The sequence below is a fragment of the Bacillus sp. HSf4 genome (assembly GCF_029537375.1).
GTDB lineage: Bacteria > Bacillota > Bacilli > Bacillales > Bacillaceae > Bacillus > Bacillus sonorensis_A.
On record NZ_CP120679.1, the window covers coordinates 3,671,495 to 3,686,456 of the forward strand.

A 14,962-nucleotide genomic window follows, 5' to 3' on the forward strand; every position below is an offset into this window, starting at 1 on the left:
GATGCATTCAGAAAACAGTGTTTTTCTTACACTCTTGCTTTCAAATCAAGTTCTGCCACGGCTAAAATGTGTCCTTTGATTTTTCTATACAGGTCATTTAAGTAAAATCCTCTTTCTAGCTCCAGTTCAGCGTCTAGAGCATACACTGTCAATGTATAGAAGTGATCCTTGTCAGGAGGTGTCGGTCCGCAGTACTGGTGAATAATCTTAGGGTCCCGGCTTCCCCCAAGCTCAGAGGCGAAGCTGTTTTGTCCCTGGATCATTAAATCTTGCCTTTCTTCGCTTGCATGTTCAGGAAGCTCCCTTATGTCCGCTGGAATGTTGGCGGCTGTCCAATGAATCCAGCTGAACCCGCATACAGGAATCGCATCATGATCGATTAATGTCAGTGCAATCGTTTTTGCCCCTTTAGGAAGATGTTCAAATCCAATAGGGAATGAAACAAATGGATGCCCCTCTCTCCTGAATTCATCTTTCGCGTATTTAGAATACTTATCATGCAAATATGGCTTTGCTTCTACGTAAATGTTCATGTCTATCCTTCTTTCAATTTTTGATTCTCTATTTATATTAAACGAATCGATGTATAATCATTGATAAGTAAACGGCTTTTTTGAGATAACGTTTTGTTATAGATTGGGACCTGTTAGGAGATATGTTCATGGATTTAAAATGGCTGCAGACTTTTATCGCCGCTGCAGAATCAGAAAATTTCAGAGAAACGGCTGAACGGCTTTACCTGACCCAGCCTGCCGTTTCTCAGCATATTCGAAAATTGGAAAACGAATTGGATATGAGATTATTTATACATACCGGAAGAAGTGTCGTTCTCACCGACGAGGGCAGACTGTTTTTGCCTTATGCGAAAGACATGATGAATGTGTACAATTCGGGAAGGCAGAAGGTGGCTCAATGGAAGCAGGGCTACAGCCGCATGATTAGATTGGCAGTACATCCCTACATCGCTTCCTATATATTGCCCCGGTTTTTGCCGGCTTTTATCGAAAAACAGCCGGATATGGAGATTTCAACCATTGTGGCCGAGGCAGATGACATCAAAAAAGCAGTTGAAGACAATAAAGCTGATATCGGAATATCGCGAAACGACCCAAATACTAACAGTCTTTACTATCAGCACATATGCGAAGGAACACTATGCCTTGCCGCCCCGTATCAAGAAACCGGCCTTGCTAACGCCGGAGCCATTTTCAGCCGCTACAGGCTGCTGACGCATGATCACTCTTCCACAGGGGATGATCTGTTAAGGACCATTCTTGTGCATTACCCAGGCGTACAAACGATGTCCGCCGGACAAATTGATGCGGCACTTCACATGGTGAAGGCGGGAATCGGCGCATCATTCCTGCCGGCATATATGATTAAGCATGATCAAAATGAAAAAAGACTGATCACGGTCGATATACCAAACATCAAATTGCCCGCTTCCAAAACCTATATCATGTGGAAAAGAAACAGCGGACATATCAGACAATTTCACGCCATGCTGGATGATTTTATGAAACGTGAACAGATTTAATCTGCCGGTTGGAGCCATCCTTTCAGGCCATAGATCAACGGATACGACATCAAAAAGACCCTGAAAAACACTTCAGGGTCTTTTTAAATTCATATCGACGACACACTGCTCTTCTCAGTGTCATCCAAAAAAATCTCTTCAAGCGACGGTTCATCGACATGAATTCTGTAAATGCCCACCTTGCAGTTGGTCAATACTCTGACGATAGCCGGAATTTTTTCCTCCGAATTTACGATAATCGAGATTTCACGACCGCGGTATTCAAGCTGTTCCCCGGCTGATTCGAGGAAGCCGTTGATCAGACCGAAATGCTGATCAGGAATATCCGAATGGCGAATCTGAACGGAAATGTTCGACATGAAGTGTTTCCGTAACTCATCAATCGTACCTTCTTTTAAAATGCTTCCGTTCTTCATAATTGCGATTCTTGTACACATTTTCTCGATCTCATAAAGATTATGAGAAGTCATGAATATCGTTTTTCCCTCTTTTTGCAGATCGATAAGTAGTTTATGTATATAGAGAGCCGATTCGGCATCAACACCGGAGGTCGGTTCATCCAAAAAGATCAGCTCAGGATCATGAATTATAGCCTGGGCAATGCCTAGCTTTTTCTTCATGCCGAATGAAAAACGGCCCGCTTTTTTATACCCGTCTTCCAAGAGACCAACCCTTTCCAAAACGGTTTCGCACCGCTTTGTTGATGCCCTGCATCCGTTGAGCTTGGCGAAATATTTCAAGTGGCCGACCGCTGTCAGCGAATCATAAAACATGGAATAGTCCGGCAGCACGCCAATCCGGTGCTTCACTTTTTCAAGCGAAGATTCGTTTAATAATCGAAAGCTTCCCGCAGACGGCTGAGTGATGCCGGTGATCATATTCATAAATGTCGATTTCCCCGCGCCATTGCGGCCTAGAAATCCGTAAATCTCGCCTTTTTCCACTTGCAGATCGACCTTGTTGACGACCGTTTTCGCCCCGTAGCTTTTCGTCAGTCCGTTTGCCTCGATCACCACATTCATTATAGGTCTCTCCTTTTCAAGATCACGATGGCCCCGGACAAAGCCACGGCGGCGTAAACTAAGTTGATCAGGCTGAAGCAGCCCCCAAGATCGGAATAATAATAGGGTGTCACATATTGAAACCAGCTGATCATCGCGTTTTGAGAATTGATCGCCCAATAGCTGACGGCCGGGAAAAGCAGGGAAAAGACAACCGCGAAAAACATGGTCATGCCAGGCTTGGAAAAGATGACGGAAAACAGCAGATTTAAAGCGATTGCAGCTGCAAGAAACGCCATGCATTCAACAGCCCCCAGCCCCAAAAAAGATTTGGAAACCATCATCACCAATATGAAAGATACCGTGATGCAAAGAAACCAAAACAATAAGACACCCAAAAATTTCCCCAAAATAATTTTGCTGTGTGAGGTTTTGGTCACAAGAAATCTGATCGTCCGCGAATGGACTTCCCGGCTGATCATGTCATGGGACAATCCCGAAACCAGCAGAAAACCAAACAAAAAGACGATAACCGAGATTCCGGCTTCGTAGGGGTTTTCACCAAGGCCCATTTCCCGAACAGCCTCGGTCGGCGCGCTTTTTATAAGGTCGGCAACTTTATAGCTTACCCAAAAAATCAGCACGATCATAATGAGCGATTTTACACTTTTAAAAAGACTTTTACATTCATTCAGACAAATTGTCCACAAGACGGGTCACTCCTTCACTCCCTCCATTATAGTAAGCGAACATTATCGGAAAATAATCTGATCCTTAACATTACCTTAAATCGTTCGAAAAACGGTTACAGCTTGACTTTCCCCCAGGCTGGAAGGTGTATATAAGTTCCTTACAGAAGCGGGCGGATCGGAAGGTTCGTCTAATTACGCATTTACGCAATGGCGGGAATGGAGCACAATTCAAAACCGTTTAAAGCAGCCGCTCCGGCATTTTCCTGGAGCGATCTTTTTGATGCGGGAAGGGGCATTGAAATGAGGTTTTTTGTGGACATTTACTTGGAAACGCGAAGTTACGGCATATTATCTGCACAGCGGCGGTCATGCGAACACCTGTCATGGAGATGGAACACGCAGTATCACTCCTCCTGAACGGGAAACACCTGATCGTTTTCTCTACGATCCATTACAACCTGTTCCTACAAAAGGAGGAGCCATCAGATGCCGCCGGATTTTTACAAGCGGAGCCTTTGAGCAAAGAGACATTGAAGAGCGGCAAGATGTACTGGTGTACAGCTCACCTATTCTCGAAGAAAACATGGAGGTGACGGGTCCGGTAAAAGTCAGGCCCTGGGCTGCATCGAGTACACCGGATACTGATTTTGTCGTCCGCTTAATTGATGTGCATCCAGATGCTCGGCATACAATTTGACAGACGGAATCATTCGGGCCCGATTTCGGAATGTCTCGGAAGGAGAAAAGCCCAGCCTGATCAAACCGGGAAAAGCATATCTCGACGAAATCGATCTGTGGTCCACAAGCAATGTATTTAACTCCGCTTGGATGTTACAAGCAGCCATTTTCCACGTTGGGATCGAAATCCCAATACCGGGTTTGATATCGGCGCCGGGCAAAGAGATGATGCTCAAACAGCATTGCAAACCATTTTGCATGACAAGCAGCACCCGTCTGCCATTATTCTCCCTGTGATTCCCTAGAAACTGACCTGATGTAAATACCTTCAGAGGCTGATATGCTCTGAAGGTATGTTTCTAGCGGTCGGTTACCACGATATATGCGGCTTTCACCGGACCATGGACACCGACAACAAGGTCCATTTCAATATCGGCTGAGTTGCTCGGTCCCGTCACATAGTTGATGCATGACGGTGTGACTTTGCCGTCTGTGATCATCCGGCTTGCCTGTGTCATCCTCGGGACGATCGAGCTCTTTGGAACGATCGCAATGTATGTCGTTGGCAGGAGGCTCACCGAGCGTCCTTTATCTTTCGAGCTGAAAAGGACGACTGTTCCGGATTCCGCAAGCGTGACCTCGCTGAATGTAATGCCGATGTTCGCCTGTTCCGCCCGCAGAATATTTTCTCTGCCGGCTGCCGCATTCCACTCCCATACTTGTGTGCCTTCATTCGGCCATCTGTCTGTTAAAAGGCTTGACAGTCCGTATTCTTGAAAACGCTCGTCTTTCGGAACAATCACAGGGCCGCCTCCGAATCGTGATGCTTGATCATAAAGGGCCTCATACAGGCCGAGAGTATCTGTTTCAAGCAGTTCCGTATGAATCTTCCGGCAATGCTCCTTTAAGACGCCGAGAAGCTGATCCTGTGTAAAGCCTTGATACACACGGTGCTGCGGCTGATGTGCGTAATCGGGGACAGAGACGCCGGCTGTCCGCCTGCTGCGGCCTAGCCGTTCCGCAATCCGGTTTAAAAAGCTGTCCTTGTTTTGAATCGTTCCGTTTGTCATCTGTCTTCCCCCTTCTGTCTGTCCTGGAACCAGTCGCGGAACCTGGATCGGTTCGGCGCAGGAAAGTCGCGGATTTGCGTCCATTGCTTCAGCGGTCCCGGACCCTTCGTAATGTTTTCGCCTTCTTGAAACGGCTTCATCGCCGCCGGCGCCCATTTTGAGCCCATTTTATAAAGCGATGGCGTCGATGTTCCGAGACCGAACGCTTTCATCGCCAGCTTTTCGGAAATCGGTGCGCGCCCTTCTTTTTCGACGATCCGCTGCCGGTGCTTTAACAGCAGCTCATGAAGCGGAATTTTGACAGGACAGGCTTCAGAGCAGGCCGCACATAATGATGATGCATAAGGAAGTTCTTTGTAATCGTCGTATCCGCCGAGAAGCGGGGAGAGCACCGCTCCGATCGGCCCGGAATAAATCGAGCCGTAGGAATGTCCGCCGACATGGCGGTAGACCGGGCAGACATTGATGCAGGCCGCACAGCGGATGCATTGGAGAACGGATTGAAAGTCGGTCCCGAGAATTTTCGAACGCCCGTTGTCGACGATCACGAGGTGGAATTCCTCCGGCCCGTCCGCTTCGTCCGGCAGCTTCGGCCCCGTCAATGCTGTGATATAGCTTGTCAGCCTTTGACCGACCGCGCTTCTCGTCAGCATTCCGACAAGCACTTCAAACTCGTCAAATGACGGGACGATTCGCTCCATCCCCATCACGGTAATCTGCGTTTTCGGAATGGTCGTCACGAGGCGTCCGTTCCCTTCGTTTGTGACAAGGCTGACAGACCCTGTATCGGCAATCGCAAAATTGCAGCCCGTGATGCCGATGTCCGCCTCCAGGAATTTTTTTCTGAGAACGGCCCGCGCGTGCATGACAAGCTCCTCAGGCTTTTCCGTTTTGCGGTAGTCGATCCGCTCTTTAAAGACATCGCGGATCTGCTCTTTATTTTTATGGAGCGCAGGTGCAACGATATGGGACGGTGGATCATGGTCGTCAATCTGAAGGATGTACTCTCCCAAATCGGTTTCCACCACTTCGCAGCCTTCGCTTTCAAGCGCTTCATTCATATTGATTTCTTCCGTGACCATCGATTTTGACTTGACGATTTTTTTGCCGTTTTTCTTTTTCACGACTTCGCGGATGTAGCCTGTCGCTTCCTCGGCCGTCTCGGCAAAGAAAACGTGTCCGCCTTTTTTGGCGACGTTGTCGGCGAGCTGCTCAAGATAATAGTCTAGGTTTTCCAGCACGTGCTGCCTGATTTCTTCGGCAAGCGACCGCCATTCTTCCCAGTTTCCGAGCTCTTCTGCCGCCTCAAGCCGCCGTGCTCTTAACCGTTCCTGGGCGCTTGAGACGGCCCCCCTCATAAACGTATTATCAAGCCCATCTGATACGCGTTCTTTAAATGTTTCCGTTCCGATCTTCATTGCCATGACCAATGTCCCCCTCTATCTGTGAAATGACCGGATATCTGTTATCTGCTGTTTAAAACCTCTGCAATGTGCATGACTTCGATCGGCTTATTCTTTCTGCCGATCCGCCCTCCGATATTCATCAGACAGCCGCAGTCGGCCCCGATCAACACCTCCGCACCCGCATCTTCGACACAAGCCACTTTTTCATCAACCATCTGCTCTGATATTTGCGACATTTTCACCGAAAAAGTACCGCCAAATCCGCAGCAGTCATGTTGGCGCGGCAGCGGTGTAAATTCAAGCCCTTTCACATTCTGTAACAGCTTCATCGGCGCGTCCTTAACGCCCAAAAGCCTTGTCATATGGCATGATGTGTGATAAGTCGCCTTTTTCTCTAATCTCGCCCCCACGTCGTTGATTTTCAAAACATTGACGATAAAATCTGTCAGCTCATACGTTTTATCAGCAAGCCGCTGCGCCTTTTCCGCCCATAGAGGCTCATCCTGGAACAGGTGCGGATATTCCTTAAACATGAAAGCGCATGATCCCGAAGGGCTGACGACATATTCAGCATCATCAAATGTTTCAATCATCCGCCTCATCGCTTTTTTGGAGTCTTTGACATAGCCGCTGTTGTAAGCCGGCTGCCCGCAGCAGATCTGCCCTTCAGGAAAATCGACTTCACACCCGAGCCGCTCCAGCAGTTCAACGGTTGCTTTTCCGACATTCGTCTGAAACATGTCAACCAAACACGTGATAAACAGTGAAACTTTCATCTTGATCCCCTCTCCAGACCTCATTTATCAGGTCATCTGATGACTTGGGTAAAAAACCCTCTTTCTTCATCTTACAACTTGTGAACATTTTTTGAAAGGGGTTTCTTATTCGTTATCATAGAGGGCCTATCCATGAAAAGCAGGCTTCTGCCTGCTTTCAAATACCTGATTCGTCGGCCTGTTTTGTTTCTTCAAAGTAGGCGGAGAGCACCTTTTCGACGTTTGTCAGATGGTTGAGCATCGCCTGTTCCGCTTTTTCGCCGTCCTTTTCTTTTACGGCTTCGTAGATAGCCTCGTGCTCTTCATAAAGGCGCTTTACAGATGTTTTTTTGGAAAACAGCCAGATTTTGCGCGTTTCTCTCATCGTTTCGATCAAAAGGGATGATACATGATTCATCAAGCCTTTCAGGAGATCGTTTTGCGATGCACCGGCAAGCGCCAAATGAAAGGCAAAATCCGCTTTTTCGCCGAGTTCGTCGTTGCCGTCGGCCAGCTTCATATCCTCGAGCGCCGTGCGCATATTTTCCAGATCCTCTTCCGTGCGTTTTTGCGCCGCACCGGAAACAACGCCGATTTCCAGAATTTTGCGGACTTCAAGAAGCTCTGCGACATCCTTCTTTTTCATCAGCAGTGCGGCAGAAAGAGGGATCGAAATCTGTTCAGGTTCAAACCTTTTCACATAGGTGCCTTCCCCCTGTCTCATCTCTACCATTCCCATCGCTTTTAAGGCTGACAGCGCTTCCCTGACGGCCGAACGGCTGACTTGAAAGCTGTCGGCGAGCGACTGAACGGAATCTAGCTGATCACCCGGCTGGAGCTCCCCGTTTTTGATCGATTCAAGAAGGGCTTCCGCCACTTCTTCGTATATTTTTTTCGTCTTGATTTGCTTGTATTTCAATTTCTTCACCTCGTAGACAGACTGGGCATGATGCGTCATTTTTCTTATTATACCGTTCTTTGCGTCCGGAACATATAGCTTGGGCGCCATGCAAAAAAAAAGATTGTAATTTTGAAGATTCAGAAATATAATGCTAAATGATTGGTCTTGTCATCATGTCATCAGATGACTAAAACAAAGGGGGAATAAAAATGGGATGGACACAAGAGTATACACCCTTGGGAAACAGTTTGCTGCTGTCTTCACTTGCGGCGCTTATCCCGATTTTGTATTTTTTCTGGGCTTTGGCCGTCAAACGAATGAAGGGGCATATGGCCGGCTTGACGACCTTGCTGATCGCATTGGCGCTGGCCGTTTTCGTTTACGGCATGCCTGCGGAGAAAGCGGTCATGTCGGCGTCACAGGGCGCAGTTTATGGACTTTTGCCGATCGGCTGGATCATCATCACATCTGTTTTTTTGTACAAGCTGACCGTTAAAAGCGGGCAATTTGAAATCATTCGGCACTCGGTGCTCTCGATTACAGATGACCGTCGTTTGCAAGCACTTTTGATAGCGTTTTCATTCGGCGCGTTTTTAGAAGGGGCGGCAGGTTTTGGAGCGCCGGTCGCCATTTCGGCGGCACTGCTAGCAGGTCTCGGTTTCAATCCTTTATATGCGGCAGGCCTCTGTTTAATCGCCAATACGGCGCCTGTGGCCTTCGGCGCGATTGGCATACCGATTATTGCGGTGGAGGGTCCGACCGGCATTCCGGCGATGGACATTTCAAAAATGGTCGGGCGCCAGCTTCCGTTTTTATCTGTTTTTATTCCGTTTTATTTGATCGTGATCATGAGCGGATTTCGCAGATCTTTTGAAGTGCTGCCGGCGATTTTCGTGTCGGGCGTTTCGTTTGCGGTAACCCAATATCTCAGCTCAAACTTCCTGGGACCGGAGCTCCCGGATATTTTGTCGGCGATCGTTTCGCTTATCGCCCTTGCCGTGTTCTTAAAGTTTTGGAAGCCGAAAACGCCATTCAAATTTCCGCACGAGAAGGAAGCGGCGGCTGCCGCAGAATCGCAGTCAAGAGATCAGGCGGCTGCCTATTCACCGGGGCAAATTTTCAAGGCATGGACACCGTTTTTATTGTTGACCGCCATGGTTTCCCTTTGGGGGATTCCTTCCGTGAAGCAGGCGCTCGTCGGGCATTATCAAGGGGCAAATCCAGTGCTGCTGCTTTTAAATGAAATCGGCGGACGGCTGTCATTCGCACCAGGTGTGCCTTTCCTGCACAATCAAATCATCGGCTCATCCGGAGAGCCGATTGAGGCTCTTTTTAAACTTGAACTGCTCGGATCGGCGGGTACGGCGATTCTGCTTGCGGCCGTGCTGGCAAAGTTTGTGCTTGCAATCACCTGGAAAGACTGGGGGCAGGTGTTTGCCGAAACGCTGACAGAGCTTGGCAAGCCCGTTTTGACGATCGCTTCCGTCGTGGGCTTCGCCTATGTCACCAATTCTTCCGGGATGAGCACAACGCTCGGCATGTCACTGGCGATGACGGGTGCGATGTTTTCGTTTTTCTCTCCCGTGCTCGGCTGGCTCGGGGTCTTCATCACAGGCTCGGATACTTCAGCGAACCTGTTGTTTGGCAGTCTGCAAAAAGTCACCGCAACATCGGTCGGAATGGAGCCCGTCCTGGCGGTGGCGGCCAATTCCTCAGGAGGTGTCACCGGAAAAATGATATCCCCGCAATCGATTGCGGTTGCCTGCGCGGCTGTCGGACTCGCGGGAAAAGAATCCGATCTGCTCCGCTTTACATTGAAGCACAGCTTATTTCTCTTGTTCCTTGTCTGTATCATCACATTTTTGCAGCATCATCTGTTTTCCTGGATGATCCCGTAAAAAAAGGCCGCCGGCATTGCCGGACGGCCTCTATTCATAGCGTTTTCTCACGGATGAAGGCAAGATGTTGAGCTGATCTCTGTATTTGGCGACCGTTCGCCGGGAGATGACGATGCCGTGCTGTTCTTTGAGCAGGTCAGCCAGCTTTTGGTCAGAAAGCGGTTTCATTTTATTTTCCTCTTCGATCAGACGACGGAGCTGCACTTTGACCGTATGGCTTGACGTATGGCCGTCTGAGACATCCTTCACTTTTGCCGAAAAAAACCGTTTCAGTTCACAGAGCTCATACGGTGTCTGCACAAATTTCCCTTTCACCGCCCGGCTCACCGTGGATTCATGAATGCCGAGGACATCGGCGACATCCTTTAATGTCAAGGGCTGTATCTTTTCTTTCCCTTTGAGAAAATAATCTTTTTGACGAACGAGGATCTCCCCCATCACCCTTTTCATCGTTTCCCTTCTTTGCCTGAGGGCATGATCAAGCCATTTCCACTGACTGTATTTGTCTGATAAAAAAGCGGCTGTATCATCATTGGTCCGTGCTTTGAGCATTGGCTCGTAAAATGAATTAAGCTGGATGTCCGGAAACGAGCGGCTGCTGAGCTCCAAACTCAATGCTCCGTCCTGAATGTAAATGATCACATCAGGCTCAATATAGACGTTCCGCTCCTCAGCTTCGTAAAGCAAACCGGGCCTCGGAGACAGTTCTGCGACAAGATCCTGAATATCCTGAAGCTGTGAAAGGGAAAGGCCCGTTCTCGCGGAAAGCTCCTTCCATGCCTTTTTGGCAAAAAGTTCGAAATAGCCGGAAATGACGTTCTCAGCATCCGCCGTCTGCCTTGGGAGGCGCCTTAATTGAATGAGAATGCATTCCTTTAAAGAACGCGCTCCGACTCCGGCCGGTTCAAGTGTCTGCAGCTTCGCCAGAACGGTTTCCACTTCCTCTCCGGGCACAGACAGGGCGGAGGCGATAAAGGTAAGCTGTTCATTGACATACCCGTTTGAATCAAGCGATTCAACCAAGTAGCCGAAAATGCGCTTTTCCCGGTCTGACAATTGCAAGTCGAGCGCCTGCCGCTTTAACGCGCCTTGCAAATCCTCATGCGCCGTCCCGGAGTCTCGTTGTAATTGGTGATTGGTTTTATGGTAAAATGATCGGGGAATATCGGTGTCTTTCCGTTCGATAAGAGGGTTTTCCAGTGAGAGCTCATCAAGCCGGCTGTTTAGTTCAGCCGAGGAATACTGCAGCAATTGAATGGCTTGTGTAAGCCCCTGTGTCAAATGAAGTTTTACCGTTTGCTGCTGCTGTACATGCAATTTCATCATCTTCTCCCCCTCCCACTTATAGTTTACACGATCGGTTCCGTACCGTATAGACATAAAAAGGAGTGTTTTCATTGACAGAACTTTTTTCAGTACCGTATTTTATCGAAAACTTTAAAACCCATATTGAAATGAACCCGAATGAGGATAAGATCCATGCGATGAACAGCTATTACCGCTCGGTCGTTTCAACACTTGTGCAGGATCAGCTGACAAAAAACGCCGTTGTCTTAAAACGGATTCAGCATTTGGATGAAGCCTATAACAAGGTAAAGCGCGGAGAAGCATAATGGGGAAAGCCGTCTGTTACACATGAACAGGCGGCTTTTCTATTTCCGATTCGTTTTTCTGAATCAGCTCTGTGTTCGGGATGTGTTTCATCCATGTATTGTAATAGTTCGCGTTTTTCCCGTAAGAGTTGTCGATGACGACGTTTTGCTTGTCCAGGAGGCACGATAAAATATGGCCGTGCAGCCTTGATGTGATGACTGATTCATAGCGGCTGAAAAAACGGACCGATTTGCTGACGAGGCTGTCGGAATAGCGTCTCCAATAAGAAGCAATCGGCAGCGGATTGCCCGCTTTTTTGTTGAGAATATTTAATGTTTGCAGCCGTTTGATCCCCCGCTTGTCACGGTCTGATAAAATCACGTTCCAGTCATACGTGTCAGGCTCTCCCGCCGTTTGTAAGCTGCTGTTTGCTTCTTTATCCGTTCTGATCAACCGCAGCACAGATGCCGACGGCTTTTCAGAAGGGGCGATCGGCCAGAGCTGATGGGCCATATCCGGCATCATTCTGAGATTCTTGATGCCGAAGTGCTCAGCCGCAAATTGGAATGACGCCGTTTCCCTGGCGAATAAGTGGAGGTCGGGATGCGGTGTTAAAATGTCCCGCGTCCGTTTGATGTTTTCTTCCTTTTCGTAATAAATAGACTGCGGCAGAATCACGATCCGGTTGTCCGGATAGTGCTCGATAACCCGCTCCCTGAATTGCTGAAAGTGGGGGTACAAATCGCCGAAGTTGCCGCCGCCTTGGCAGACAATGATCGCATGCTTGGGAATTTTACGGCCGCAGGCGAAGTTTTCTGCGTTCCATCTTTCGCGAACCTGAATCCCGTACGCTTGAAAAAAAGCTTCCGTTCCTTTCATGATCAATAAGTCGCCAACATTCCCGTAAAGCGGGTAGTCCAAATAAACGACTTCCGAGTGCCTCGGAATGACATCCAAAATGTCGGCCAGCTTATCTTTCAAGCTGTCCATGGAATATGTAATCGCCATGATTAGCACCTCATTTGTATTTGATCCGGTCGATCAGAAGCTGAATGATCCGGTCTTGTTCCTCATGTGTCAGATTTGAGCCTGACGGCAGACAAAGCCCTCTGCGGAATAAATCGTCGCTGACAGATTCGCTTTCATCATGCGGATAATAGGAAGCGCCATGAAAAAGCGGCTGTTGGTGCAGCGGTTTCCATAACGGGCGCGCTTCAATATTTTCAGCGGCCAGCTGTTCGATGAGCTCCGCTGGTGATGTTTGAATTTTCTTTTCATCAAATGTCAATGTCGTCAGCCAGCGGTTTGACATGCCGAGCTCAGGCATGAAGTCTACACCGTCCATCTCAGAGAGCGCCTCCTGATAGCGCTTGAAAACGGCGCGTCTGGCGTTCACTCTGTCATCCAATACGGCGAGCTGGGCGATGCCGATTCCGGCAAGCACATTGCTCATCCGGTAATTGTAGCCCGCTTTTTCATGCTGGTAATGGATCGCCTTCTCCCGGGCCTGAGTAGCTAAAAAGCGCGCTTTTGCCAAAGCGTCTTCGTCATCGCTGACAAGCATCCCGCCGCCCGAGGTCGTGATGATCTTATTGCCGTTGAACGAGTATATGCCAAAGCGGCCAAATGTTCCGCTCTTTCTTCCTTGATACTCTGATCCGAGGGATTCTGCCGCATCTTCAATGACGGGCACCGCATATTTGTCGCAAATGGCGATGATTTCGTCCATTTTGGCGCTCTGACCGTATAGATTGACAACGATGACGGCTTTCGGAAGATTTCTCGTACGCTCCGCCTCATCAAGGGCGCGATCCAGCGCTATAGGCGACATGTTCCATGTGTCTCTTTCGGAATCGATAAACACCGGCTCGGCCTGCTCATACAAAATCGGGTTGGCGCTGGCGACAAATGTAAAAGAAGAACAAAATACGGTATCGCCCTTTCCGACTCCCAATAACTTGAGCGCAAGGTGAATCGCGGCCGTACCCGAGCTGACCGCTGCAGCCCCGGCCGTACCCGCATAAGCGGCAAGTTTTTCTTCAAATTGATCGACGAGGGGGCCAAGCGGCGCGATCCAGTTTGTCCGAAACGCTTCGGCGACATAGCGCTCTTCTTCCCCGCCCATATGCGGCGGCGATAAATAAATTCGCTTGTTCTGACTCATATTTTTCACCCTTTTTACAACTGTGATTTGATTGCTCTTGCAGGAACACCGACTGCTGTTGAATCATCAGGAATATCGTCAATCACCGCAGCGCCGGCTCCCGTCACGCTTCTCCGCCCGAGCCTTTTTCCAGGAATGACGACCGTTCCCGCTCCGACATGCGCCTCATCCATAACGGTTACGCCTCCGGTCAAAATCGTTCCCGGTGAAAGGTGGACATAGTCGCCAATTCGATTGTCATGTTCGACGATCGCACCGGTATTGATAATGCTGTGCATCCCGATATGGGCGTCAGCTTGGATGACGCTTTTCGCCATCACAACCGTTCCGTTTTCAATTCGGGCCGAGCTGCTGATGACAGCAGACGGGTGAACGAGCACCGCATACCGCTCCAGCGGAAGGCCGAGGCTTTCAAATAGCTTTTTTCTCACTTCATTTCTGCCGACAGCTATGATAAATTTCGCATCCGGAAAGAAGCGCAGCATCTCGCCTGTCGCATGTGCAGATCCATAATACAAGCCGTTTTTACGAGCAAGCGACTCGAACCGGTCATCGAGAATGCCGGCAAGCGACAGATCCGGACACTCTTCAACGATGTCCTTGATGACCTTTCCGTGGCCGCCGGCTCCGATAATCACGATTGCTTGCATCAGGCATTCCTTCTTCCTGTGAATTTTTCCGCCGTCACATGGCGGTCCTGGCTGACGCCTTCAGATTTCAGCACTTTGCCGACGGTCAGCAAAAGGATTTTCAGATCAAGCAAAAAAGACCGGTGATCCACATACCAGACATCGAGCTCAAATTTTTCTTCCCATGTCACTTTGTTTCTGCCGTTGATTTGCGCCCAGCCTGTGATGCCCGGTCTGACTTCGTGCCGTCTCCACTGCCTTTTTGTATAAAGGGGAATATACTCCATCAAAAGCGGACGGGGCCCGACAAGACTGAGATCGCCTTTGATGACATTGATCAGCTGCGGCAGTTCATCCAGGCTCGTTTTTCTGATCAGCCTGCCCGTTTTTGTCAGCCGGATTTCGTCGCTGAGCAGGTTTCCCGCTTCATCCCTTTCATCAGTCATCGTCCTGAACTTATATAATGTAAAAGGTTCGCCGTTCAGTCCCGGACGGGTTTGGCGAAATAAGACAGGCGAGCCGATTTTCCACCTGATGAGACAAGCTGTGAAAAGCATGGCCGGACTGAGAGCAATCAGCAAAATGACCGCGCATACAAGATCGAAAAAACGTTTCGCTTTCATGAAACCGCACCCCTT

16 protein-coding genes are annotated in these 14,962 nt (G+C 49.0%); 4 read left to right on the top strand and 12 right to left on the bottom strand.

Annotation, left to right across the window (positions count from 1 at the left end):
• Window positions 1-26 precede the first annotated feature (26 nt).
• Window positions 27-533 carry a YbhB/YbcL family Raf kinase inhibitor-like protein gene (locus P3X63_RS19045; protein WP_077736120.1) on the bottom strand — a complete coding sequence of 169 codons (507 nt, stop codon included), beginning with the start codon at window positions 531-533 and terminating at the stop codon, window positions 27-29.
• 128 nt (window positions 534-661) lie between these two features.
• Here P3X63_RS19045 and P3X63_RS19050 point away from each other — a divergent pair, with 128 nt between their 5' ends.
• Window positions 662-1,537, top strand: coding sequence for a LysR family transcriptional regulator (locus tag P3X63_RS19050; protein WP_277691679.1), 876 nt, complete (start codon window positions 662-664; stop codon window positions 1,535-1,537).
• An 89-nt stretch (window positions 1,538-1,626) separates the two neighbouring features.
• On the opposite strand, the gene P3X63_RS19055 is transcribed toward P3X63_RS19050, so the two are convergent.
• Both P3X63_RS19055 and P3X63_RS19060 read right to left on the bottom strand, forming a co-directional pair.
• The gene (locus P3X63_RS19055) at window positions 1,627-2,559 is read right to left on the bottom strand and encodes an ABC transporter ATP-binding protein (RefSeq protein WP_026588831.1); all 933 of its coding nucleotides are present in this window, start codon (window positions 2,557-2,559) and stop codon (window positions 1,627-1,629) included.
• Entirely contained in the window at window positions 2,559-3,248 is a 690-nt protein-coding gene (locus tag P3X63_RS19060) for an ABC transporter permease (RefSeq protein WP_142246080.1), read from the bottom strand. Before P3X63_RS19060 ends, P3X63_RS19055 begins: the two co-directional genes overlap by 1 nt.
• A gap of 292 nt (window positions 3,249-3,540) precedes the next feature.
• On the opposite strand from P3X63_RS19060, the gene P3X63_RS19065 reads away from it, so the two are divergent.
• Window positions 3,541-3,927 carry a CocE/NonD family hydrolase gene (locus P3X63_RS19065; protein ID WP_277691680.1) on the top strand — a complete coding sequence of 129 codons (387 nt, stop codon included), beginning with the start codon at window positions 3,541-3,543 and terminating at the stop codon, window positions 3,925-3,927.
• A gap of 340 nt (window positions 3,928-4,267) precedes the next feature.
• On the opposite strand, the gene P3X63_RS19070 is transcribed toward P3X63_RS19065, so the two are convergent.
• From P3X63_RS19070 to lutR, 4 genes are all read right to left on the bottom strand, one after another.
• Window positions 4,268-4,978 (bottom strand): LutC/YkgG family protein, encoded by a 711-nt coding sequence (locus P3X63_RS19070; protein WP_026588834.1) that lies wholly within the window; start codon window positions 4,976-4,978, stop codon window positions 4,268-4,270.
• Window positions 4,975-6,402 (bottom strand): LutB/LldF family L-lactate oxidation iron-sulfur protein, encoded by a 1,428-nt coding sequence (locus tag P3X63_RS19075; RefSeq protein WP_026588835.1) that lies wholly within the window; start codon window positions 6,400-6,402, stop codon window positions 4,975-4,977. Before P3X63_RS19075 ends, P3X63_RS19070 begins: the two co-directional genes overlap by 4 nt.
• A 41-nt stretch (window positions 6,403-6,443) precedes the next feature.
• The gene (locus tag P3X63_RS19080; protein WP_026588836.1) at window positions 6,444-7,160 is read right to left on the bottom strand and encodes a (Fe-S)-binding protein; all 717 of its coding nucleotides are present in this window, start codon (window positions 7,158-7,160) and stop codon (window positions 6,444-6,446) included.
• Window positions 7,161-7,317: 157 nt separating this feature from the next.
• The gene (gene lutR, locus P3X63_RS19085) at window positions 7,318-8,058 is read right to left on the bottom strand and encodes an L-lactate utilization/bacilysin biosynthesis transcriptional regulator LutR (RefSeq protein ID WP_026588837.1); all 741 of its coding nucleotides are present in this window, start codon (window positions 8,056-8,058) and stop codon (window positions 7,318-7,320) included.
• 191 nt (window positions 8,059-8,249) lie between these two features.
• On the opposite strand from lutR, the gene lutP reads away from it, so the two are divergent.
• Window positions 8,250-9,938: an L-lactate permease LutP gene (gene lutP, locus P3X63_RS19090; protein WP_277691681.1), complete on the top strand. Its 1,689-nt coding sequence runs from the start codon at window positions 8,250-8,252 to the stop codon at window positions 9,936-9,938.
• A 30-nt stretch (window positions 9,939-9,968) separates the two neighbouring features.
• On the opposite strand, the gene rpoN is transcribed toward lutP, so the two are convergent.
• Window positions 9,969-11,261 (bottom strand): RNA polymerase factor sigma-54, encoded by a 1,293-nt coding sequence (rpoN, locus tag P3X63_RS19095; RefSeq protein ID WP_256860325.1) that lies wholly within the window; start codon window positions 11,259-11,261, stop codon window positions 9,969-9,971.
• A gap of 74 nt (window positions 11,262-11,335) precedes the next feature.
• Here rpoN and yvfG point away from each other — a divergent pair, with 74 nt between their 5' ends.
• On the top strand, window positions 11,336-11,551 hold the full coding sequence (gene yvfG / locus P3X63_RS19100) for a protein YvfG (RefSeq protein ID WP_026588840.1): 216 nt from the start codon (window positions 11,336-11,338) through the stop codon (window positions 11,549-11,551).
• Window positions 11,552-11,567: 16 nt separating this feature from the next.
• On the opposite strand, the gene P3X63_RS19105 is transcribed toward yvfG, so the two are convergent.
• The 4 genes from P3X63_RS19105 to P3X63_RS19120 are packed head-to-tail and all read right to left on the bottom strand — an operon-like array spanning window position 11,568 to window position 14,947.
• Complete coding sequence (locus P3X63_RS19105) at window positions 11,568-12,539, bottom strand: polysaccharide pyruvyl transferase family protein (protein ID WP_026588841.1); 972 nt, start codon at window positions 12,537-12,539, stop codon at window positions 11,568-11,570.
• A 10-nt stretch (window positions 12,540-12,549) separates the two neighbouring features.
• Complete coding sequence (locus P3X63_RS19110; protein WP_277691682.1) at window positions 12,550-13,695, bottom strand: DegT/DnrJ/EryC1/StrS family aminotransferase; 1,146 nt, start codon at window positions 13,693-13,695, stop codon at window positions 12,550-12,552.
• A 14-nt stretch (window positions 13,696-13,709) separates the two neighbouring features.
• The gene (locus tag P3X63_RS19115; protein ID WP_026588843.1) at window positions 13,710-14,345 is read right to left on the bottom strand and encodes an acetyltransferase; all 636 of its coding nucleotides are present in this window, start codon (window positions 14,343-14,345) and stop codon (window positions 13,710-13,712) included.
• Window positions 14,345-14,947, bottom strand: a complete 603-nt coding sequence (locus tag P3X63_RS19120; RefSeq protein ID WP_026588844.1) for a sugar transferase — start codon at window positions 14,945-14,947, stop codon at window positions 14,345-14,347. Before P3X63_RS19120 ends, P3X63_RS19115 begins: the two co-directional genes overlap by 1 nt.
• Between the last annotated feature and the right edge of the window lie 15 nt (window positions 14,948-14,962).